The sequence below is a fragment of the Marinobacter adhaerens HP15 genome, from assembly GCF_000166295.1.
GTDB classification, from domain to species: domain Bacteria; phylum Pseudomonadota; class Gammaproteobacteria; order Pseudomonadales; family Oleiphilaceae; genus Marinobacter; species Marinobacter adhaerens.
Genome location: NC_017506.1, coordinates 1,065,213 through 1,087,565, shown reverse-complemented (window position 1 = coordinate 1,087,565; position 22,353 = coordinate 1,065,213). Strand labels below are relative to the sequence as shown.

Genomic DNA, 22,353 nt, shown 5'->3' with positions numbered 1-22,353 from the left:
CCGCTCTCCTGAAAAAACGTTCATTAAAAATATGGCGGAACCGTTTGACAGCATCAAACGATAATGATTATCATTACTTCACCAAATGACGACGGTCGTATCATTTGGTCTCTCTCATCAGGAGCTAAAAGCTCTTTTAACGCCCCGCCTCTGGCGGGGCTTTTTTATGCGCCCCTTCTGCCTTTTACGGGCAAAACCACCGCAAGGGCCAGGCCGGCAACAAACCCGCCCAGGTGCGCCTCGTTGGCCATACGCCCGAGCCCGATCATTTCCGGCAGCGGGGTAAACCCGATGACCATCCACGCAACGGCAAAGGTTACCAACGCAGGTGGAAACTGAAACCTCGGTGCCGATCGCTGGCTGAGCCAGCAATAGCCCAGAATCCCATAAACCACTCCCGAGAGCCCACCGAACAGCGGGCCCGAGACAAAATACTGCAGGCCGTTGGAAATCAGGCTAGTCATCACAAACAGCGTGACTAGCCGGGCGCGACCATCAAACCACTCGATCTGGCTACCCAGAAACCAGAGCATGACCGAATTGAAAATGATGTGGGTCCAGCTGAAGTGCAGAAAATCCGGCGTCAGCAGCCGCCAGACCTGGCCGCTTGCCAGCGTCGCTGTCAGCGCTTCAATGCGGCCGGCCATGGTGCTCCAGTCGTAATCCCGGGGGTCGATCACCATCAGGCTGGCCGCCAGCTCATTCTGCCCCATGGCCGTGAGCCAGACCATGGCTACGGCAAACACGATAATCCCCAGCACTAGCGGCGCATGACGCGGAGAAGGTTGCCAGCGGCCACCAACAAACACTGGCGAGCGGTTCTGACGGTCCACCGCTTCCCTGATTTCCGGTTCCGCCATAAAACGGTCAAGGGCCGAGAGCACGGGTTCCGCATGGGCGGGATCTTCCAGCCAGAGCACCTGGAACCCGCCCTCTTCCGTGATGCGGTGGGTCACACCCTGGCCGTTCAGCCAACGGCTGAAGCCCGCCAGGTTTACCGTGGTATCCAATTGCTTGACTCGGTACACCGCTTACTCCGCCTCCGGAAATGATTCAGCCACAACGCTCGGTCTAGCGTGCAAGACTGTCCTCGCTATTGGGATAATCCGCTTGCTCCGGTCTTTCCACATCAACCCAGACAAATTTGTCCCGGGAAAGTGCCCGCTCACCATCCATTCGGTAAGCGACCAACCGCCCGTACTTCACGGCACTGTAGTCGATGCACGCGACATTGGATTTGAGCGGCGCCGGCTCTCCTTCCATCCAGTAATGCCCGACAAAAACCGGGGGCGCATCGAGAGGATAACTGATCAGCTGCTTTCGCTCGCTTTCCGTCAATACGCGGCTTGCCACTTCCGGTGGCAACGGGTCCGGCTGGAAGACAACATCGGCATAGGTATGGGGATCGTCGGCCCAGAACTTGGTTCTGAAAAACTCGCGCACATAGCCATCCCGGCCAGTGATGGTCATTCCCCGGGGGAGCCGCAGATCCGTCCCCCTCAAAAGAGTATCCATGACCTGCCCGGCAAAAGACTCGATGGCGGCAGAAGCGTGCAGGAAATCCTCATCAATGCAAGCACCACCCTGCGACTGCTTGAATTTCTCGATCAGGTCGCCATCCCAACACGCGTGCACAACGCGGAAATCCTCGTCGTCGATGAACAGCGGTATGGTGTAGAACCACTCGAGAAACTCATTCCACTCGTAGGGGTGCGCTTCGAACTGCTCGAGAGTCTCGCGGATCAGGCGGTCGTGACGCGCGTTGTGCTCGCGCAGGAAGGTTTTGCCGCTGCCCGGGCGCGCCCGCGTACAGTACCCCAGGGCATTGTACTCATGGTTGCCCATGACAATTCGGGCCGAACCATGTTCCACCATATCGCGCACAAGGTGCAGGGCTTCACGGATGCGTGGGCCACGATCAATGATATCGCCGATGAAGATCGCCTGACGACGGGGGTGCTGGTAGACCCCGTTGATCTTCCGATAGCCCATCTGGTCCAGCAATCTGGCCAGGGTATTGGCACAGCCGTGAATGTCGCCAATGATGTCGTAACCGCGGTTTGCGGTCGGTTTTGTAGCAGCCATGATCAACTCGCTGATATTTCACTAGCCCAGCCAAGCTTGTCACGGCAGGTGGCGTAGAAATTATGGTCTGTGGGGTGAATCAACCGGATCTTGAACGGCTTTTTGGTAATGCGAATGATATCGCCCGGCGCGCAGGCAATGTTCATCTGGCCGTCAAAGCTGATTTGCGGATAGGTTTCATTGGTCTCCCCGATCACCAGTTTGATCTCACTCTTGCCATCGACAACGATCGGCCGGCTACTGAGAGTGTGGGGAAACATGGGCACCAGAACAATGGCGTCCAGCTTCGGGTGCATAATCGGACCACCGGCAGACAGCGAATAGGCGGTAGACCCTGTCGGCGTAGAGACAATCAGGCCATCCGAACGCTGGCTGTAGACGAAATGGCCGTCGATGAAGAGGTCAAAGCCAATCATCCGGGTGGATTTACCGGGATGCAGTACGACATCGTTCAGGGCCGTACCAAACCCCAGGGGCTGGCCGTTGCGCTCAACATTGCCATCCAGCAGGAACCGCGTCTCCTCCATGTACTCGCCTTCCAGAACCTTGCCCAGGCGTTCCTCAAGATCGGACGGCGAAATGTCAGTCAGGAAGCCCAACCGCCCACGGTTCACCCCAAGCAGGGGAATCTTGGACTTGGCCAACTCCCGGGCGGCGCCCAGAAGGCTGCCATCCCCGCCAACCACGATGACCAGATCACAGATTTCGCCCAGAAGCTTTTTGCTGGCCACCTGCAGGCCATGCCCTGGCAGCATGCTGGCTGTGTCTTCTTCAAGAATGACGTGGTAATTGTTGGTGATCAGGTACTGTTTGAGCTGGCGCAGTGATTCAACCACTTTCACACTGCCCATTCGGCCAATTACACCAATGTTCCTGAACTGATCCATGAAGTTTCCTGTGATGTCGGGATGCGGCGGGGACCAACGAAACCGTTACCCCGGTGACAATCTGGCGTACAGTTTAACGAAAGTCACCCCGATACTGAAAAAGTTCGAACCTCAGGCCTGGTGTTTCTCACACCGATCGTCAACGCCCGGGCGGAATTCCGAGGGCTGGCTTACCCGAAGGATCGGCTCACCACAGGGTTTGCCATCGTTGCCCTTGTGGGTGCACACAGGATTTTCATAGTGATCCAGCCATTCACGATAGGCGGGCTCATTCATGCCGCAGCGTTCCGCGGCGTAGGCGGTGGGGTTGCTGAAGTAGGTCTCAATGTCCTTGAAGGGCAGCGTTACGTGACCGACGCCTGGCTGGTAGGCCACCAGGAACACCGTCTGGCGCTGCAGGTGGTCCATGATGGAGTCTTCCGGAGGTTCGCGGTTTCTCAGCTCGTGGTTCTCTTCCTCGAGAGCGACAATCTTCTCGTCTCTCAGCTCGAGTTCACGCTGACGCCGCTCCAGCTGCTCCCTGAGGAGCAGGAGCTCGGCACCCGCGTTTGAATCCTCCCGCTGTTTCTCCTCACCTACCGCGGCCATCTGCTCCTGCATGGCGAGGTACTGCTCGTTTCTTTCGGAAAGTCGCTTCTTGAGCTGCTCATTACTGAGGCGCTGGCGTTCGTATTTCTGCTCGAGATCCGCAATATCACTGCGTAAACCCTGGACCTCCAGCCGGTGCTCTCGCTGGATATCCGAAAGCGCGTCGCGGTGAACACTCTGGAGGGTCTTGATCCGCAGGCGTTGCTCACGAATCAACTGCGCCAGGCGGGAACGGTCGGCAGCAGCTGCGGCCTCTTCGCGCTCCGAAGAATCTTCTGCCTGCTCACTCAGAACCGGAATATTCTCTTCCTGTACCGGCTCAACTTTGCGGAATTTAAGGCTATTGGCCTCTACTGCCTTGCGAATGGCCTGGAAATGATTATTACCCGGGGTCATGTCCGGGTCCCAAAGATCCTCCTTGAACTTGGGATCGGGGCATTGGCTTCGGCAAACCAGCCGGATCGGACCACCGCCCATGTCCGGCCCCTTGGCGCCCTGCCTGGCGAGCTCTTCAATCGGCAGGTTCCAGTGACTGTCTGCCCTGCCCTCCTCATCAAACCAGATTCGGAAGAACACGAGTGCCTGAACACGAAGATCGGGACTCAACTCAACCAGAACAGCCCTGACATCGGTTTCGGCAAGATCGGACAGGCCAACGTAGCCATCCAGGAAAGCGCCGAATTCCGTGGCCCGCATTTCGCGAGCCACCTGGCTTCCTTCCACAAAAATACCGCCGAATAACCATCGGTTGCCTGGTCGGCAGACACCATTGCACGTTCTCCAAAGTTCAACGACTCGACACCACACGACAGAACACTGAGAGATGTTCCATCCGATCGTGGTGCCGGCCTCTTCAACCCCAGCCTCCCGGAGCCGGGGCGAAGACGCAAGCTGACAGACTCAAAGCTATTAGTCTAGCCAGACAATCGTTTCTGCACAGGGAAAAAGTGCAACGATTTGTGATCGCGTTTGCGCTTAAAGCTCTGCTGCCAGGCGACTGCCCTGGTTGATCGCTCGCTTGGCATCGAGTTCAGCCGCCACATCCGAGCCACCAATCAGGTGAACTGGCAGGCCCGCTGCCTCAAGCTCGCTTTGCAGTTCGCGCAGCGGCTCCTGGCCCGCGCAGACGATAATGGTATCCACGGGCAGCACACGATCTTCGCCCTGCTCTGCACCTTTCGGCGTGACCGTTATATGCAGCCCCTCATCATCGATTTTACGATAGGTCACACCGGGCACCATCTGAACCTGACGGTTTTTCAGGGAAGTCCGGTGAATCCAGCCGGTGGTCTTGCCCAGGTTCTTGCCCACTTTCGAGGCCTTGCGCTGAAGCAGGTAGACTTCCCGGGCCGGCTCCGGTACCCGGGGCTCAACGCCCTGGATGCCACCACGATGCTCGACACTGAGATCCACACCCCACTCACGCATGAAGTGATCGGTATCCAAAGCAGCTGACGTGCCCTTGTGGACGATAAACTCGGAGACATCGAAACCGATACCGCCGGCGCCGATCACGGCCACTTTCTGGCCAACCGGCTTGCGCTCCAGCAGCGCGTCCAGATAACCGATCACTTTGGGATGATCGATACCCTCGATTTCCGGCGTACGCGGCTTTACGCCCGTGGCCAGAATCACTTCGTCAAAGCCACCGGCTTTCAGGTCGTCAGCGCTTACCCGGGTGTTCAGGCGTACATCGACCTGATGCTTCTCGAGCATCACCCGGAAGTAACGCAACGTCTCGTAAAACTCTTCCTTGCCCGGAATCAGCTTGGCAACGTTGAACTGGCCACCAATCTCACTGCCGGCGTCAAACAGTGTCACCTTATGGCCACGCTCTGCCGCCACGGAAGCAAAAGCCAGTCCTGCCGGGCCGGCACCAACCACCGCGATCGATTTGGGCTTCGCGGTCTTCACGTAGGTCAGCTCGGTTTCATGACAGGCGCGGGGATTGACCAGGCAGGACGTCAGCTTGCCACTGAAGGTGTGATCAAGGCAGGCCTGATTACAGCCGATGCAAGTGTTGATCTCCTCCGCGCGATCTTCCGCCGCTTTCAGAACCAGATCGGCGTCTGCGAGGAACGGCCGGGCCATGGACACCATATCGGCATCGCCCTCGGCCAGAATCTTCTCGGCCACGTCCGGCATGTTAATCCGGTTGGTGGTGACCAGAGGAATGCTCACTTCACCTTTCAAGCGCGCGGTCACCTTGGTAAATGCGCCCCGGGGAACTGAGGTGGCAATGGTAGGTACGCGGGCCTCATGCCAGCCAATACCCGTATTGATGATGGTTGCACCCGCCTTCTCGATTTCCTTGGCCAGATGCACCACCTCTTCCCAGGTACTGCCGTCTTCAATCAGATCCAGCATGGACAGGCGGTAAATCAGGATAAAATTCTCGCCCACTCGTTCACGAACCCGGCGAACGATTTCGATGGGCAGACGAATGCGGTTTTCGTAACTGCCACCCCAACGGTCAGTCCGATGGTTGGTGTGAGACACAATGAACTGGTTAATGAAGTAACCCTCTGACCCCATCACTTCAACGCCGTCATAACCGGCGCTTTGTGCCAGTGCGGCGCACTCCGCATAGTCCTGAATCTGCTTCTCGATGCCGTCTTCATCCAGCTCCCGGGGCTTGAACGGATTGATTGGCGCCTGAATGGCAGAGGGTGCCACCAGCTCCGGAGAATAGGCGTAGCGGCCAGCGTGGAGGATCTGCATGCAGATCTTGCCATCAGCTCCATGCACCGCATCGGTAATGACCCTGTGCTTCTCGACTTCCTCTTCGGTGGTCATCTTGGCGGCGTGCTGGAAAACGCCCCCCTCCACATTCGGAGCAATACCGCCAGTCACGATTAGGCCGGCACCGCCTCTGGCACGCTCTGCATAGAATGCCGCAAGGCGTTCGAAGCCATTTTTGGCCTCTTCCAGGCCGGTGTGCATGGAGCCCATCAGGGTGCGGTTACGCAGTTTGGTAAAACCAAGGTCCAGTGGCTCAAGCAGGTTCGGGTACTTGGCAACGCCTGGCGTCGTGCTCGCGGTCATGTTTGCTCTCCTCATCGTGATCTCGGGCGGAACGCCTGTAAATGACAGGGCTCCGTTCATTGTTGAGCCTTAAACTACCCGCGCATCTTGCCATCGACAATATCCAGGGATAACATTTTATTATCCTTGCATAACATGTCAGACAAAGGCTTCAATGAACGCCCACCTCTCCAGCCCGTCAAAAAACCGAAACTCACTCGGGGACATCAGTGTTCTCTATGTGTCGGCTCTTTTGCGGGCCGCCGAAGCCGAAGGCGCCAGCAGCGCAGAACTGGCATCCCGTTTCCAGCTTAACCATCAGACCCTGACATCACCGGAAGCGCGCATCAGCATCCCGCGGTTTATGCGTCTGGGGCATGCCGCGATCAACGAGACCGGCAACCCGGCTCTCGGGCTGAGGATGGGTGCGCTATCACGCCCTGTCGACGCAGGTATTGCAGGGCTGGCCGGAGAAACCGCCGGCACCGCTGGCGCGGCACTCGCCACGCTGATTCGATACGCTCTGCTAACCAGCCGCAATAGCCGTGGCGTTCCAACGGTCCAACCGGAAACCCGGCAAGCAAAGTTCTACTCGATTCGTCCCTATAACGGCTTCAACTACTTCGTGGTGGATTCTGTTCTTGCCGCGTGGACCCAGTTTCTCAGGACCGTTACGGGCCGTTATGACGTTCTGGAGAAGGTCACTATCGAATACCGATCAATCGGCCAGGATGATTTGTTCGAGAGCTGGTTCCGCTGCCCCGTGCAATTTGGAGCTTCGAACAACAGCCTTACCGTTCGTCAGGACATTTGGGAAAGCGCCAGCCAGCAGGCTCAGCCCGCCATGCATGAAAAGCTTTCGGATCTCTGCGAACGGGAACTGCAGCAGATACGACGGGGGTGGACCACAGGCGACCGCGTAAAAAACCTTCTCACACCCCTGTTTCGGGGCGAGACACCCAGCCTGGAAACCATTGCAGTTAAACTGGGGATTGCGCCATGGACGCTCCAGAGACAACTGGCCGCCGAGGGAACCGGATTCAGGGAACTGGTGGATGAAACGCGAAAACAGTTGGCGCGGGATTATATTCGGGAGACAGAGACATCACTGGCGGAGATTGCCTGGCTTCTGGGTTTTGCCAATCCTGCGGCCTTCCACAAGGCCTACCGGCGCTGGTTCAACCTGAGCCCCGGGGAGCACCGAAAGCAGATCAGGCATGGGTGACATCGGTGATGGTTTCATCCCTTGCCTATAACTCCATGGCGTCGTCCCAGCCATCATCGTCTTCATATTCTTCGAACTGGTTTTCAATCAACTCTTCTTCGTAATCCCGCATCACAGCCTTCCTGATTCCTGAATTTTCAGAAATAGCCTAGAAGTTCTCAATGACAGAACGATGACAATGAAGCTTGGCGTTGAATGTAATGCAACTGGAGAAGTCGGATTAACGTGAAAGGTAAAACGAGGGGAAAAAATGGCGGAGCGGACGGGACTCGAACCCGCGACCCCCGGCGTGACAGGCCGGTATTCTAACCAACTGAACTACCGCTCCGTGCGGGTCATCACAGCTCGCCTCGAAAAGGCTTGGCAATCAAGGGTGTGATTGCTCCGTGACAACGAGGGCGCATTATAAAGAGGCGCCCTGTTATGTCAACGCTTTTTCTTAAATATTTTCAGAAAAAGCGTTCTGTTACATGGCATCGACCATGGCGTCCTTGCCCTGGGCGGTTTTGCGGTATTCGATAGGTGTCATTCCGGACCAGCGCTTGAATGCGCGATAAAAAGTGCTGGGCTCCGAAAAGCCGGTCAGATAGACAATCTCATCAATAGATTCATCGGTGGTTGCCAGCAACTGGCGGGCCAGGCGATAGCGAAAGTCCGCGAGCACCTGATTGAAACTGGTCTCGGCCTCTGTCAACCGGGTACGCAGGGTCCTCGGCTTGATGCCGAGCCGCTCGGCCACGGCATCGAGGGTGACCTCTCCACTATCGAGGAGCTCTGCGACAATCCGCTCCACCTGACCAACGATGTCTTTCTTCTCCAACCGGGCAACCTGTTCGCTGGCAAACCGCTCGTGCAGATCCAGCAGCTCCGGCTCGGCATGCGGCGAAGCATGGGAAAGCAGCTTGGCCGGGAAATACAGCCGGTTTTCCGGCGCACCGAAGGTGACGTCGCACCCCAGCACCTCGCGAACATGATCCTGGCCCTCGGCACGCTCATGCTCGAACTCGATGCGTGACGGGTAAAAGTTGCCATCGGTGATGGAGCGGAAAAAGGTAATCAGTCCCAGCACGAAACATTCATTGAAATGCCGTAAACGACGTACATCATCAGACGCTGCATCCAGAACCATGCAGGCATCGTCGCCCTCAATGAAGAAATCGGTGTTGGCAGCATCACTCAGCAGACGCTGATAGTTCTGGGCCCGACGCAGGCCCTCGCCGAAGGTTGGGCTGCTCAGAAAGAGGTATTCCAGCACCTGCCCCTTATACGCTGGCAGCAACTGTCCCAGATGCAGGCCAACATCCGGATCGCCGGAAACATCCTCAACAGCCTGCCAGAAGTACATCTGTGCACTGTGGGGAGTTCGAAGCTGTTCGGTATAAACGTAATTTTCATCCACACCCAGACGGCTGAAAATCGCATTGGTATCGATTCCCTTCTTTTTCATCGCCTCATAAATCAGGCGCAACATCACTCCCGCGTCACGAAGTTCCTGCATAAGATCCCGTTTTCTTATTTGTTGACTTCTACTTTGGCCGGCCGGACAGTCGCCGGGGCTCGCCAGGTCAATGCCTGATCTGGCAGGGTTTGCCACACTCCAGAGGTTTGTCAGATCCAGAGGGCCCAGAAAAGGCACCCTGTTAGACAATCGTCTTATATTAGAGCATATCAGGCCACGAACGCCGAGTTGTACCAAAATGTAAAAAAAAGCATATCCTCTGCTACTACGCTTTTACTCAGGCAGCGCCGGCATTTCCGGTCGAGGCTATAAAGGAGAACATCCATGCCAGAGACCCTCGTTTACCACACGACACCACCCGCCTTATTGCCCATGTATGGCAGAACACTGCTGCCGAAACAAAAGCAAACCGGCGGTGACGTCAGCATCCCGAAGTTGTCTGCCAGCCTGCTTGGCGTCAGTACTGCCGGCAAGAACCTCAAGCGCTACCAGCAGGTCTGTGGCTTCGCGGCAGTTAGTCATCTGCCCGTTACCTGGCCCCATGTGCTGGCTTTTCCACTGCACCTGAAACTGCTCACCGAGAAGGCCTTTCCCCTGCCGCTGCTGGGCCTGGTGCACCTGCGAAACACCATTACCCAGCACCGGCCGATCGGCACCGGGGAGAACCTGGATTTATCTGTACGACTGGGGAATACCGTAAAAAGTGACCGGGGCGTGGAGTTTGATCTCATCACCGAGGCTCGCTCGGCTGGCAAACTGGTCTGGGAAGAAGCGAGCACGACGTTGTTCCGACAACCGGATGGCGAGAGCAAGTCGTCCGGCAAAAAACACCGCCAGAGCTGGAACGTTATCCGAACACCGAAAATTTCAAGGTGCCCGAATCGATTGGCCGGCAATACGCCCGGGTATCCGGCGACAGCAACCCGATCCACATGCATGCCCTGAGCGCCAAAGCGTTCGGCTTTCCACGGGCAATCGCCCACGGTATGTGGACCAAAGCCCACGCACTGGCGCTACTGGAACAACAGGAAGGCTGGCAAGCCAGTGCCCTCAGCATCAGCTGCCAGTTCAAGAAACCGCTGTTTCTGCCCGGTACAGCCCAGCTGAACTGGAAAACCGGAGAAACGGGGTGGGACTACCAGGTGCTGAATGCCAAAGGCGACGCGCCCCATCTGACCGGGAGCGTCGACTGGCTTTAGGCAGGCTTGCCATCCGGTGCGCAGGGGGAACCCTGGGCGCCGGCAACGGGCAACGTGAAATAGAAACAGGCACCACCGCCTTCCGGCCGCTCGAAACCGATGTCGCCACCCTGCGCCTGGATGAGGGAACGGCAGGTTGAAAGGCCAATACCCATCCCTTCATCCTTGGTCGTGAAGAACGGCAGGAACAGTTTCTCTTCGGCATCTTCCGAGAGGCCGATGCCGTGATCCCGCACCTGGATTCGAACACAGGTGCCACCCTGCGCACTGGCACTCACTTCTACCGGCGCGCTGGAATCAATACTGCTGGTCGCTTCCAGAGCGTTGCGAATCAGATTCAGGGCGACCTGCTGTACCTGAACCGGATCGGCCAGAACCTCAGGCATGTCCTCAGGCACGGACAGCTCAATAGCGCCCTTGTTATTACGCATATCCACCTCGGCAAACTGCCGGGTGTCTTCCAGCAACGCAGGCACCGACAGTACTTCCTTGCCCGTCGCCGGTTTTTTCATGAATCGACGAATGCGTCGGATGATTTCGCTGGCGCGATGGGACTGTGCCTCGATCTTGTCGAGGGTCTCCTGGAGCAGCCCCATGTCAGGGCTTTCCTTTGCCATCATCCGCTTGGCGACCCGGGCATAATTGGTGATGGCGGTCAGCGGCTGGTTCACCTCATGGGCAACGCCGGCGGCCATTTCACCCATGGTGGTCAGGCGCGAGGTATGGGCAAGCTGGTCGCGCTGTTCCTGAACCAGTTGCCGGGCATCCTCCAGCGCCTTTTCATTGTTCAGTTCGGCGGTGATATCCCGGAATACAACAACGGCACCGTGGAGCTCGTCAGAGTCCAGTTTCGGGGTTGAGCGGTACTCCGCCGGAAAGCCGGTTCCGTCGGCCCTCAGCATTCGGATATCCCGCTGGTTCTCGGCCACACCCTGCTGACAGGTCGCCTTCACCGGCAGTCCGTCCGGATTGTCACCGGCAGTCGCGAAGTGGGTTTCGAAGAAATCACGACCTATCAACTCTTCCACCGGGCAGCCAACAATTGATGCCGCCGCCGGATTGGCAAATTCAATAATGCCGTTCTCATCGAGGCCGTAGATGCCTTCGCTGATGGAGTTCAGAATCCGGGCCTGGTCACTTTGCAGCTCCCGGTTGCGGGCCTGCAACTCTCTTTCAAGACGAATAACGCTGGCGTGGGTTTTCACGCGAGCGATCACTTCCTGGGACTGGAACGGCTTGGAGATGTAGTCGGCACCGCCGAGTGAAAAGCCCTTCACCTTTGCCTGCAGGTCGTCCAGCGCAGACAGAAAGACGACGGCACAGTCGGCCGTCTGCGGGGCGGCCTTGAGGCGCTCGCAGACTTCATAACCGTCCATCTCCGGCATCATGATATCGAGGAGAATCACTTCGGGCTGATGGCGGTGGGCAAGGTCGAGGGCCTTTTCGCCCTCGTTGGCAATCAGTAGCCGGTAACCTTTATCCTTCAGGGTCTCATAGAGGACTTTGAGGTTCTGCGGATTGTCATCCACGAGCAGAACCGTCACCTCCGAGTTCTCGCTGACAGCTTCAGTCATAAATGTCGGGCCGGTTAGAAAAGTAACCGTATGATGCCGCCGGGATCACCCTGCGTCGATAAGGTCCTTTACGGACAGGACCATACGAACGAGATGTGCCAGGGAATGGGTTCCCATCTTGTGCATAACGCGGGAACGGTGGATCTCGACCGTGCGCTGGCTGATTTCCAGCTCAATGGCAATCACCTTGTTGGCCTGACCGGCAATCATACGGTCCATGATCTCGTGTTCCCGGGGGGTCAGGCTCTTGATGCGGCGAATGATCTCCTGCTTCTCGTCCAGAGACTTGCGCTGCTCAAGATCCTGTTTGAGGGCTGCCTCAATTTTCTCCAGCAGTGCCTCCTCACGGTAGGGCTTCTGGATGAAGTCCACAGCGCCCTCTTTCATGGCGTCGACGGCCATGGGGACGTCACCGTGACCCGTCACAAAGATAATCGGCAATATAGAGTGTTTTTCATTGAGCTTTTTCTGGAGCTCCATACCGTCCATGCCCGGCATGCGAATATCCAGCACAATGCAGCCTGCCATCTTGTCGGAGTAGTCCTTCAGGAAAGCGGTTGCACTCTCATAGGTCTTTACCGGCTTGCCGTCGGATTTCAGCAGCAGCTCCAGGGAATCGCGGACTGCTTCATCGTCCTCAACAACGTACACGGTTTGCTGGATATCAGTCATGGGTGTGTTCTCTCCTGTCCGTTTTCTTATGATCGCCGGTCAGTGAATTGACGGGTCTTTATGGTCGTCACGGGCATGTTCCTGACGCTCGTGTTCCCGCATTTTTTCTAGCCGTTGCTGGATAATGCCAAAAACGCTCTGCTTCGGGTACCTGCCTTTGTCATCAGCCTTGCCCGCAGGCTTTCCAAGCAGCAGCGTTATGGCCTCTTCAACACGGGCGACCGCGTAAACCGCAAACTGCCCCCCGCGCACTGCCTGCACCACTTCGCTGTCAAGCATCAGGTTCTGCACATTGGTGGATGGCACGATGACACCCTGGCTGCCTGAAAGCCCACCTTTGAGCTGGCAGGTGGTAAAAAAGCCTTCCACTTTTTCATTGACACCGCCGATGGGCTGAACCTCACCAAACTGGTTGACCGACCCCGTAATCGCAAGATCCTGCCGAACCGGTATACCGGAAAGGGACGAAATCAGCGCGCACAGCTCTGCCAGAGAAGCACTGTCTCCGTCCACTTCACCGTAGTTCTGCTCGAAGGTCAGACTGGCCGACAGGTGCATCGGATCGTTGACCGCAAAATGGGAGGCTAGCCAGGAGCTCAGGATCATCACGCCCTTGGAGTGCAGATTGCCACCAAGCTTTACATCTCGCTCAATATCCATGACCGCGCCATCTCCATAATAGCAGGTAGCGGTGACACGGTTGGAAAGACCGAATTCAAATCCTCCCGTGGACAGCACCGAGAGTGCATTAACCTGGCCAACACACGTGCCACTTGTAGTTACGAGCGTTGTGCCGTCACGGATGGAATCATAGAACTGATCCCGTATCCGGCTGCTGCGGTATTTCGCGCTTTCCAGCGCTCGCTCAACGTGCAGGTCCTGGATCAGCTTGGCACCGGCCTGACGGGCCCAGAAATCGGATTCCCGCAGCAGGTTGGCAATATCGGCCGCGTGCAGGGACAGTCGATCCTGATGCTCGGCCATACGGGCACTGTGTTCAATCACCCGGGCAACCGCCTTGTTCGAACAGTGCAGTAGCTTCTTCTCGCTCACCAGGCTGGCGATGAACTTGGCATATAGCAGCTGACTGTCATCGGAACGGTACATTTCGTTCTCGAAATCCGCCGTGACTCGAAACAGCTCGGCGAATTCAGAATCGTATTCCTGCAGCAACATCCAGGTTTCACGGTCGCCGAAAAGAACAATCTTGACGTCCAGGGGCACCGATTCCGGTTCAATTGAGATGGTTCCGGACAGCGTCAGTTCCCGTTCCAGGGAATTTATCTGTATGGACTTCGAACGCAGCGCACGCTTGAGGCCATCCCATACGAACGGTTGCTCCAGAACCTTGATGGCGTCCATCAACAGATAGCCACCGTTGGCCCTGTGCAGGCTGCCAGGGCGAATCAGGGAGAAATCCGTGAACACGGTGCCCTTGTAGGTGACGTTCTCAACGTAACCGAACAGGTTGTGGTAAGTGGGGTTATCCTCCACCACCATTGGCACTTCGTTGGTTTTCTGATGCACCAGAACATTGACGAGGTAACGGCGGGGCATCTTCTTGTCGAGGGACGCATACGCAATCGCTGCCTGTTCCTCGTTGTCGTCGAGGAAAATCTCGAGATTTTCAACCAGGTCCGCCCGAACCGCTTCAAAGAAGGCGACCACGTCCGGCAGATCCTTGTATTTCTCGATCAGCTCATCGATCTGATGGCCTGAGATACTCTCGAGGGTCTCCTGGTTCAGGGCTTGCTGTTTATCAGCGTATTCCTGCTCCCAGTCCGCCAGTTTGCGAAGCGCCTGCCGGAGCTTTTTCTCAAGCTTGTTGATGGCATCCTCGAACTTGTCGCGCTGCTCATCGGTCAGAGCCTGGAAAGATTCGGCAGTGTGGGGTTCGTCGCCATTCATGGCCACCAACCGATAACCGCCCGGGGTTGTCACAGTGAGGCTGACTTTTTTGCGCTTGGCCTGGGCCGCCACCTTCTCCAGCTCGTCTTCCTGCTTTTTGCCGTATTCGTTTTCAACTGTTCCGAGCGCTCAAGAAAGCTGTCGCTGTCAAAGGTCTGGGGAATAACCTTGACCAGGCGACTCATCAGCTTTTCCATATCCTGTTTGAGCTGGGTACCCTTCCCGGCCGGGAGCTGCAACAGCTTCGGAATGCGCGGCTCCTCGAAGTTGGCCACGTAGCACCAGTCATGGCTCTGCTGATCCGTATCCACATGATGCTCGAGGTAACGCAGCATCATGGTGCGCTTACCCAGGCCATTACGACCAACGGCATAGACGTTGTAACCGCCATGGGGCATTGCCAGAGCAAAACGCACAGCCTCCTGGGCACGGTTCTGGCCAACGATTTCAGCCAGGGGCTCCAGTTGCTTGGTGGTTTTGAACGGCAGATCTTTCAGAACACAGGCTTTGTAAAGCTGGTGCAGAGGCAGTGACTTCAAGGTTTGGTCCTGTAACGGTTAACACATTGGCCGGTCATTGTAGATTCTGCGGTCGGCTCTGTCGCGTTCAGCACGAAGATTTCTGGAGTTGCGCACAGTGCGCGGGATTTTGTTAGGCAGTTCACAATTCCGCCGCCGCTCATTTTTCAGCCAGCCTTTCCAGAACTACACTTCATGTCCCAACCATAAAAACACTGCACGCAACGGACGCCAGCGTATGACCAATGATTCCGCAGAGCGCAGAATCAAGGATCGTTACCCCGCCTCCTGCCTGAAGGTCCAGCTCCGGGAGCGTAGCTTCCTTGGTCGTGGCAAACACCCCACGCCGGTTACCTGCCTGGACCTCAACCGGTACGGAATGGCAGTGCTATGCCCCCGACCAGTAGAGCCGGGCGCCCGTCTGTTCATGGATTTTGACGGCAAGTACATCAGCGAATCGCGGGTTTGTGCCCGGGTGGTGGAATGCCAGCCCTTCCAGACCGGCTATCGCGTCAGTGTCCAGTTCAGCTATTGCCTGGACAAGAAGGGCTATTCACGAACTGTCGACAATGCCCTGTCGCGGATTGAAGGCTTCTACAACCGGTTTGCCAGCTGAGCCAGGCCTTCGGAATCAAACCAGCCCGGCGTCAAGGCTGGCCGCAACATACATCCCCAGCTCCCGACACTGATCTTCAAACTCTTCCCGGTATTCACCCCGGCAGATCAAAGGCTCCTGGACCAGCTTCCAGCGCAGCCCGGTGGTAATGCTTTCTATTGCCCGCTTGGTGCCCGTGCCGTCATGGCCGGCGCGAATGTAATAGGCAAAAGGCAGCCCCTGGGTTTTCTCGAGGCAGGGATAGTAGCTGCGATCGAAGAAGTCTTTTAAAGCACCACTCATATACCCGAGATTCTCAGTGGTGCCCAGAATAATGGCGTCGCAGGCCAGAACGTCATCGGGACCGGCGTCCAGGGGCGCCAGCACCTTTACCTCTACGCTTTCGATGTCTTCATGGTGCGCCCCCTGCTCGGCCGCCTCCCGAAGCTTGAGAGTATTTGGGGAAGGTGCATGAGCGACTATCAATAATCTCTTTCTTGCTTCCATACAGACCCTGATTTGTAGCTGAAGAGCAAAGAATTTGGGCACCTGGAGAGTATGGATTCATTCTTAGGCCAGCTCAAACCGGAGGAAGACGCAGCAAGCACAGATGCTCATTATTTGAGCAGCACAGAGGCAAAAATAGTCGATCTGTTACTAGGACTTTTAAACGATCTGAACCGATACCTTGCAAAGACTTCTGCTTACCATGGATTACAAGGTGAACCGCGAAAGGAGGAGAAGTCGATGCGTTATCTCAACGGAAAAAAACTAAAGGCACTCTATCGTCGACTAAGATACAGGAGCTGGATCAAAAGCCAGTTGCAGCAGGCAGGCGGAGCAGATTACCTGGAGCGGCTCGAGGTCGATATTGGCGCTGAACCGGGTCACTTTCGGCGGGAGTTGGAAGAAAAGTTAATACCTGAAAAGAAAAGCGAAGGTAGCAAGGGCGCGACAGGCCTTAATTTACGCCTGCCGCCCCTTTCGTCTTCGCCTGGTAAGGTTTAGAGCAGCTCGCCGTTGGCTTCTGCGGGCTCTTCTTTTGCGTCTTTCCTGGGTTCAGGCTTGGGCATCAACTTGTCCCGAACCTTGGCTTCGATCTCGTTGGCAATGTCCATGTTTTCTTCCAGGAACTTGCAGGCGTTGGCCTTGCCCTGACCGATCTTGTCGCCATTGTAGGCGTACCAGGCTCCGGACTTGTCGACAAAGCCTTCCTTGACGCCCATATCCAGCACTTCCGCCATGTGGTAAATGCCCTTACCGTACATAATCTGGAACTCGGCCTGCTTGAACGGCGGCGATACTTTGTTCTTGACCACTTTCACGCGGGTCTCGTTACCGACCACCTCGTCACCATCTTTCACGGCACCAATGCGGCGGATATCAAGGCGAACGGAGGAGTAGAATTTCAGCGCGTTACCACCGGTGGTGGTTTCGGGCGAGCCAAACATAACCCCGATTTTCATACGGATCTGGTTGATGAAAATCATCAGGCAGTTAGCGTGTTTGACATTACCGGTCAGCTTGCGAAGCGCCTGGGACATCAGTCGCGCCTGCAGACCTACGTGGCTGTCGCCCATTTCACCCTCGATTTCCGCTTTCGGGGTCAGGGCCGCCACGGAGTCTACGATGATCACGTCTACCGCATTGGAACGAACCAGCATGTCGGCAATTTCCAGGGCCTGCTCACCGGTATCCGGCTGGGACACCAGAAGGTCGTCCACATTGACGCCCAGCTTTTCGGCGTAAACCGGATCGAGCGCGTGCTCGGCATCCACGAATGCACAGGTTTTGCCGGCTTTTTGTGCTTCGGCAATTACCTGGAGGGTGAGCGTCGTCTTACCGGAACTTTCCGGACCGTAGATTTCGCAAATTCGACCATATGGAAGACCGCCAATACCCAGGGCAACGTCCAGGCCAAGGGAACCGGTGGAGACCGCAGGAATGGCTTCGCGGGGCTGATCGCCCATTTTCATCACGGCGCCCTTGCCGAACTGGCGCTCAATCTGCCCAAGTGCTGCGCTCAATGCTTTCTTGCGGTTGTCTTCCATCAGTGCAAACCCTCTGTCGCCCGGGCCGCCACCCTCAGAAAAAGGCTGGCAGCGAAATAGTGAATCGGGAATCTGTACAGCTCGAACAGCCAATTCCCTGTATATTTGAACAGTATTAAAACATAACCCGCAGAGGAGACCAACCCCTCCGGATGTGAAAGCCGTCAGACTTCGTCCACAAAATTGTTAACCCCCTGAAGGGCAAAGAGAACGGCCTGCCTGCGAACCTGATCACGATCACCCTCAAAGTGTTTTACCACCGCCACGGTGAAGGCGGGGCTGCTACCCCAGGCAAACCAGACAGTGCCCACAGGCTTTTCCTCGCTGCCACCGCCGGGCCCGGCAACACCACTGATAGCCACGGCAACGTCAGCATCTGTCGCCACCAGGGCACCGGCAACCATTTCCCGCACCACCGGTTCGCTGACCGCACCGTGTTCATCCAGCGATTTCCGGGTTACGCCCAGAAGCCCCTGCTTGGCCTCATTGCTGTACGTGACCAGGCCACCCAGCACGTAGGCCGAAGAACCGGCACGATCGGTCAGTACCTTCGCAACCCAGCCGCCGGTGCAACTCTCCGCCGTCGCAACGGTACGGCCGGTTGTCAGCAGTCGTTCACCAAGGCGGTTGCCTGCCTCTTCCAATTCCTGATCGCTGGCCAGCATAATGACCTCCTTCGTTTCATCACGGCGGTTATTTTCTTACAATTCACGCCTTCATCCAAAGCAAGGCTACCGGACCCGTTCATGTCAGCAGCTCAGACCGATCTTTCCAAGCACACCCCAATGATGCAGCAGTACCTGAAGATCAAGGGCCAGCACCCCAATGAACTGGTTTTTTACCGCATGGGGGACTTTTACGAACTGTTCTACGAAGATGCCAAGAAAGCGGCCGAGCTGATGGATATTACCCTCACCGCCCGGGGCCAATCTGGCGGCAATCCGATCCCCATGGCCGGCATCCCCTATCACTCTTCTGAGGGCTACATTGCCCGGCTGGTTCGGGCAGGTCAATCCATCGCCATCTGCGAACAGATCGGAGATCCTGCCACCAGCAAGGGTCCGGTTGACCGACAGGTGGTGCGGATTGTCACACCGGGCACCCTGAGCGACGACGCCTACCTGGAGGATCGACGGGACAATCTGCTGGTGGCTATCTATAACCATCGGGAGCAGTTCGGTTTTGCCTCGCTCGATATTTCCAGCGGTCGTTTTGCCGTGTCGGAGCTGGAAAACCTGGAGGCCCTGCAGGGCGAGCTGCAGCGCCTGCGTCCGGCGGAAATCCTGATCAGCGAGGATTTTCCCTACGAGGACGTTCTGGAGGGTTTCACCGGAATACGCCGTCAGGGGCCCTGGCTCTTCGAATCCGATACGGCCCGCAGGGTTATTACCCATCAGCTTCAGGTCAGGGACCTGACAGGTTTCGGCTGCGAGGAACTCAATCTCGCCGTCTGTGCCGCGGGCTGCCTGCTGCAGTATGCCAAGGAAACCCAGCGTACCGCCCTGCCCCATATTCGCAAGCTGACCCGTGAACGGCGCGATGAAGCAGTCATCCTGGACGCGGCCAGCCGTCGCAATCTGGAAATTGACACCAATCTCATGGGCGGCCACCAGTACACCCTCGCCTGGGTCATGGACCGCACTGCCACATCCATGGGTGGACGGGAACTCCGGCGCTGGCTGAATCGGCCGCTTCGGGATGTGGAGATCGTCCGCCAGCGTCAGCAGGCGGTATCGGCACTGCTGGACGGGTTCCACTATGAGCCGGTGCACGATCTACTGAAAGCCGTTGGCGACATTGAGCGCGTGCTCGCACGGGTCGCCCTTCGTTCGGCCCGCCCAAGAGACCTGGCGCGGCTTCGGGATGCCTTCCAGGCCCTGCCGGACCTGCAGGAAACCCTGAAACCGGTCAATTCCCACCACGTCGTCAGGCTGGCGACCATCATTGGGGAATACCCGGAACTGGCGGATCTGCTGGAGCGCGCCATCATCGACAATCCCCCGGTCGTGATCCGTGAAGGCGGGGTCATCCGGGAAGGCTTCGACGAGGAGCTGGACGAGCTGCGCAACATCAGCGAAAACGCCGGCCAGTATCTGCTGGATGTGGAAACCCGGGAGCGGGATCGCACCGGTATCAGCACCCTCAAAGTAGGTTACAACCGGGTCCACGGCTACTACATCGAAATAAGCCGGGCCCAGTCCGATCAGGCGCCGGTGGATTATATTCGCCGGCAGACCCTGAAAAACGCCGAGCGATTCATCACGCCGGAACTCAAGGAGTTCGAGGACAAGGCCCTGAGTGCCAAGAGCCGGGCCCTGGCCCGTGAGAAAGGCCTGTACGATGACGTACTGGAAACCGTCGCCGGGCAACTTGCGCCACTTCAGGATGCCGCCCAGGCACTGGCAGAACTGGATGTGCTGAGTAATTTTGCCGAGCGCGCCACCTCCCTGCGCTTTTCCGCGCCGGAGTTCAGCGAATCCCCGGGTTTTGACATTGAAGAAGGGCGCCATCCGGTGGTTGAACAGTTGCTGGACGAGCCCTTCGTACCGAACGATCTGCTAATGGACACCCAGCGCCGCATGTTGGTGATAACCGGCCCGAACATGGGCGGTAAATCCACCTACATGCGTCAGGCCGCGCTGATTGCGCTGCTCGCCTACACCGGCAGTTTCGTGCCCGCCAACCGGGCAGTGATCGGCCCCGTGGACCGGATTTTTACCCGCATGGGTTCCTCTGACGATATCGCCGGCGGCCGCTCCACCTTCATGGTGGAAATGACCGAAACCGCCAACATCCTGCACAACGCCACCGAGCACAGCCTGGTGTTGATGGACGAGGTTGGTCGTGGCACCAGCACCTTTGATGGCCTGTCCCTGGCCTGGGCTACTGCCGAACACCTTGCCCGGGAGATACGCTGCTACACGCTGTTTGCCACCCACTATTTCGAGCTGACCCAGCTGGCCGATGAGCTGCAACATGCCGTAAACGTCCATCTGACGGCCACCGAACACGATGACAGCATCGTGTTCCTGCACAACGTGCATGATGGCCCGGCAAGCCAGAGCTACGGTCTGCAGGTAGCAAAGCTGGCCGGCGTTCCACAGGATGTGATCCGTAACGCCAAAACCCAGCTCTCCCACCTCGAGGGCAGCGCTTCGCCAGCGGCGCCGGCAGCTTCGGCCGCTGAACAGGGCAACAACGCATCCCTGGCCAAGCCGGCAACCAAGGTAAATGAATCCGTTTACCAGGGCGATATGTTCGCCAGCCTGGAGCCCAGCGCCGTGGAAGAGGCACTTAAAGACATGGACCTCGACGGATTAACCCCCCGGGATGCCATGAATCAGCTTTACGAACTGAAGGCGTTGATGAAGAAATAGCGAAGAATTGATCTGTGTAATAAGGTTATAGCAGTCGAACGCTTGCGGCTGTGCGGGTCGCTCCCTACAATATCGCGCACCAAAATATAACGGCAGCGCCCGACGGCGCTCCTGATGAGACTGACCGACCACTGGACCAGGGATCTGACTATGGCGTTTATCGTTACTGATAACTGCATCAAGTGTAAGTACACAGACTGCGTGGAAGTCTGTCCGGTAGACTGCTTCTACGAGGGACCGAACTTTCTGGTAATCGACCCGGACGAATGTATCGACTGCGCCCTGTGCGAGCCAGAGTGCCCGGCCGAAGCCATTTTCTCGGAAGACGAGCTGCCGGCCGATCAGGTCCAGTTTGTGGAGCTGAATGCCGATCTGGCCGCCAAATGGCCGAACATCACCGAAAAGAAAGATCCGCTGCCAGACGCTGAAGAATGGGATGGCAAGCCGAACAAGCTTCAGTATCTGGAAAAGTAAGCATCCGGAACTGGAACAAAAAAGGGAAGCCGAGGCTTCCCTTTTTCTTTGCCTGAAGTTCCGTGATTGCGTCAGGTGCTGGCCAGCTTGGCGCCCATGGCCACGAAAAACCCTCCCGTCAGGCCGTTCAGCGTTCGCTTCACACGCGCGTTTACACCAAGACTCCGAAACGTAACCACCACCCATGCCAGACCACACTGCCAGAGCATTGCCAGCAGAAAATGCACACCGGCCAGCATCAGCGACTGCTGAAAGGCGTTGCCTGCCGGATCCACAAACTGTGGCAGCAAAGCCATGTAGAACAGGGCGGTTTTGGGATTAAGAACGTTGGACAGCAGGCCCTCACGAAACGACACCGCCAAGCCCACCTTCCGGCGGGCAACCGTTACGTCCTTTGCCGCAGGCGCGTCACCCCGGCGAAGGGCCTGGCGCAACGAACCGATGCCGAGCCAGACCAGGTAGCAAGCGCCGGCCCACTTCAATGCAGAAAATGCCCAGGCGGTTTCCACCAACAGGAGGGAGATGCCCAGTGCCGAGAGCGTGGCATGAATGAACAGGCCGCTACAGATGCCGACACTGGTCACGCACCCATCCCGCAAACCTCCCCGGCCGGTATTACGCATCACCAGCAGGGTATCCACACCGGGCGTGATGGTGAGCAATGTAATGGCAACCAGATAGGCCCAGAACAGATCCGATATCAACGTCATGCCCTCT

The 22,353-nt window shown here is 57.1% G+C and carries 19 protein-coding genes, 1 tRNA gene and 1 pseudogene; 7 read left to right on the top strand and 14 right to left on the bottom strand.

Annotated elements, in window-relative coordinates; genetic code table 11:
- Window positions 1-164: 164 nt before the first annotated feature.
- The 5 genes from HP15_RS05300 to HP15_RS05280 form a co-directional block, all read right to left on the bottom strand.
- A complete protein-coding gene (locus HP15_RS05300; protein WP_041645099.1) occupies window positions 165-1,028 on the bottom strand; it encodes a rhomboid family intramembrane serine protease in 864 nt (287 codons plus the stop codon).
- 43 nt (window positions 1,029-1,071) lie between these two features.
- The gene (locus tag HP15_RS05295) at window positions 1,072-2,085 is read right to left on the bottom strand and encodes a metallophosphoesterase (protein WP_008170510.1); all 1,014 of its coding nucleotides are present in this window, start codon (window positions 2,083-2,085) and stop codon (window positions 1,072-1,074) included.
- Window positions 2,086-2,087: 2 nt separating this feature from the next.
- Complete coding sequence (locus HP15_RS05290) at window positions 2,088-2,972, bottom strand: NAD(+) kinase (protein ID WP_008170512.1); 885 nt, start codon at window positions 2,970-2,972, stop codon at window positions 2,088-2,090.
- 111 nt (window positions 2,973-3,083) lie between these two features.
- Complete coding sequence (locus HP15_RS05285) at window positions 3,084-4,268, bottom strand: hypothetical protein (protein ID WP_227499705.1); 1,185 nt, start codon at window positions 4,266-4,268, stop codon at window positions 3,084-3,086.
- Between the two features lie 267 nt (window positions 4,269-4,535).
- Window positions 4,536-6,605: an NADPH-dependent 2,4-dienoyl-CoA reductase gene (locus HP15_RS05280; protein WP_014576531.1), complete on the bottom strand. Its 2,070-nt coding sequence runs from the start codon at window positions 6,603-6,605 to the stop codon at window positions 4,536-4,538.
- Window positions 6,606-6,759: 154 nt separating this feature from the next.
- Between HP15_RS05280 and HP15_RS05275 the strand changes: the two genes are divergently transcribed.
- Window positions 6,760-7,809 (top strand): AraC family transcriptional regulator, encoded by a 1,050-nt coding sequence (locus HP15_RS05275; protein ID WP_014576530.1) that lies wholly within the window; start codon window positions 6,760-6,762, stop codon window positions 7,807-7,809.
- 251 nt (window positions 7,810-8,060) lie between these two features.
- On the opposite strand, the gene HP15_RS05270 is transcribed toward HP15_RS05275, so the two are convergent.
- A tRNA-Asp gene (locus tag HP15_RS05270) sits at window positions 8,061-8,137 on the bottom strand.
- Window positions 8,138-8,275: 138 nt separating this feature from the next.
- Window positions 8,276-9,307, bottom strand: coding sequence for an AraC family transcriptional regulator (locus HP15_RS05265; protein WP_008170520.1), 1,032 nt, complete (start codon window positions 9,305-9,307; stop codon window positions 8,276-8,278).
- Window positions 9,308-9,592: 285 nt separating this feature from the next.
- Between HP15_RS05265 and HP15_RS05260 the strand changes: the two genes are divergently transcribed.
- The gene (locus HP15_RS05260; protein ID WP_227499704.1) at window positions 9,593-10,213 is read left to right on the top strand and encodes a hypothetical protein; all 621 of its coding nucleotides are present in this window, start codon (window positions 9,593-9,595) and stop codon (window positions 10,211-10,213) included.
- Window positions 10,141-10,467, top strand: a complete 327-nt coding sequence (locus HP15_RS22560) for a MaoC/PaaZ C-terminal domain-containing protein (protein ID WP_227499703.1) — start codon at window positions 10,141-10,143, stop codon at window positions 10,465-10,467. The genes HP15_RS05260 and HP15_RS22560 overlap by 73 nt, the downstream gene beginning before the upstream one ends.
- On the opposite strand, the gene HP15_RS05255 is transcribed toward HP15_RS22560, so the two are convergent.
- The 3 genes and pseudogenes from HP15_RS05255 to HP15_RS22985 form a co-directional block, all read right to left on the bottom strand.
- Window positions 10,464-12,041: an ATP-binding response regulator gene (locus tag HP15_RS05255; RefSeq protein ID WP_014576527.1), complete on the bottom strand. Its 1,578-nt coding sequence runs from the start codon at window positions 12,039-12,041 to the stop codon at window positions 10,464-10,466. The two genes, HP15_RS22560 and HP15_RS05255, sit on opposite strands and share 4 nt — an antisense overlap.
- A 45-nt stretch (window positions 12,042-12,086) precedes the next feature.
- Complete coding sequence (fixJ, locus tag HP15_RS05250) at window positions 12,087-12,713, bottom strand: response regulator FixJ (RefSeq protein ID WP_008170525.1); 627 nt, start codon at window positions 12,711-12,713, stop codon at window positions 12,087-12,089.
- Window positions 12,714-12,752: 39 nt separating this feature from the next.
- Window positions 12,753-15,160, bottom strand: a pseudogene (locus tag HP15_RS22985) (AAA family ATPase).
- Between the two features lie 217 nt (window positions 15,161-15,377).
- Here HP15_RS22985 and HP15_RS05240 point away from each other — a divergent pair.
- Complete coding sequence (locus HP15_RS05240; protein WP_008170530.1) at window positions 15,378-15,755, top strand: PilZ domain-containing protein; 378 nt, start codon at window positions 15,378-15,380, stop codon at window positions 15,753-15,755.
- Between the two features lie 15 nt (window positions 15,756-15,770).
- On the opposite strand, the gene HP15_RS05235 is transcribed toward HP15_RS05240, so the two are convergent.
- Entirely contained in the window at window positions 15,771-16,241 is a 471-nt protein-coding gene (locus HP15_RS05235; protein ID WP_014576525.1) for a flavodoxin family protein, read from the bottom strand.
- A 51-nt stretch (window positions 16,242-16,292) separates the two neighbouring features.
- Here HP15_RS05235 and HP15_RS05230 point away from each other — a divergent pair, with 51 nt between their 5' ends.
- The gene (locus tag HP15_RS05230) at window positions 16,293-16,742 is read left to right on the top strand and encodes a hypothetical protein (RefSeq protein ID WP_041645096.1); all 450 of its coding nucleotides are present in this window, start codon (window positions 16,293-16,295) and stop codon (window positions 16,740-16,742) included.
- Here the strand turns inward: HP15_RS05230 and recA are convergent.
- Window positions 16,739-17,785 (bottom strand): recombinase RecA, encoded by a 1,047-nt coding sequence (gene recA, locus HP15_RS05225; protein ID WP_014576523.1) that lies wholly within the window; start codon window positions 17,783-17,785, stop codon window positions 16,739-16,741. The genes HP15_RS05230 and recA overlap by 4 nt on opposite strands.
- A 164-nt stretch (window positions 17,786-17,949) precedes the next feature.
- A complete protein-coding gene (gene pncC / locus HP15_RS05220; protein ID WP_014576522.1) occupies window positions 17,950-18,450 on the bottom strand; it encodes a nicotinamide-nucleotide amidase in 501 nt (166 codons plus the stop codon).
- A gap of 81 nt (window positions 18,451-18,531) precedes the next feature.
- Between pncC and mutS the strand changes: the two genes are divergently transcribed.
- Window positions 18,532-21,162: a DNA mismatch repair protein MutS gene (mutS, locus tag HP15_RS05215; RefSeq protein ID WP_014576521.1), complete on the top strand. Its 2,631-nt coding sequence runs from the start codon at window positions 18,532-18,534 to the stop codon at window positions 21,160-21,162.
- A 150-nt stretch (window positions 21,163-21,312) separates the two neighbouring features.
- Entirely contained in the window at window positions 21,313-21,636 is a 324-nt protein-coding gene (gene fdxA / locus HP15_RS05210) for a ferredoxin FdxA (RefSeq protein WP_008170541.1), read from the top strand.
- 71 nt (window positions 21,637-21,707) lie between these two features.
- On the opposite strand, the gene HP15_RS05205 is transcribed toward fdxA, so the two are convergent.
- Window positions 21,708-22,346, bottom strand: coding sequence for a LysE family translocator (locus HP15_RS05205; protein WP_014576519.1), 639 nt, complete (start codon window positions 22,344-22,346; stop codon window positions 21,708-21,710).
- Between the last annotated feature and the right edge of the window lie 7 nt (window positions 22,347-22,353).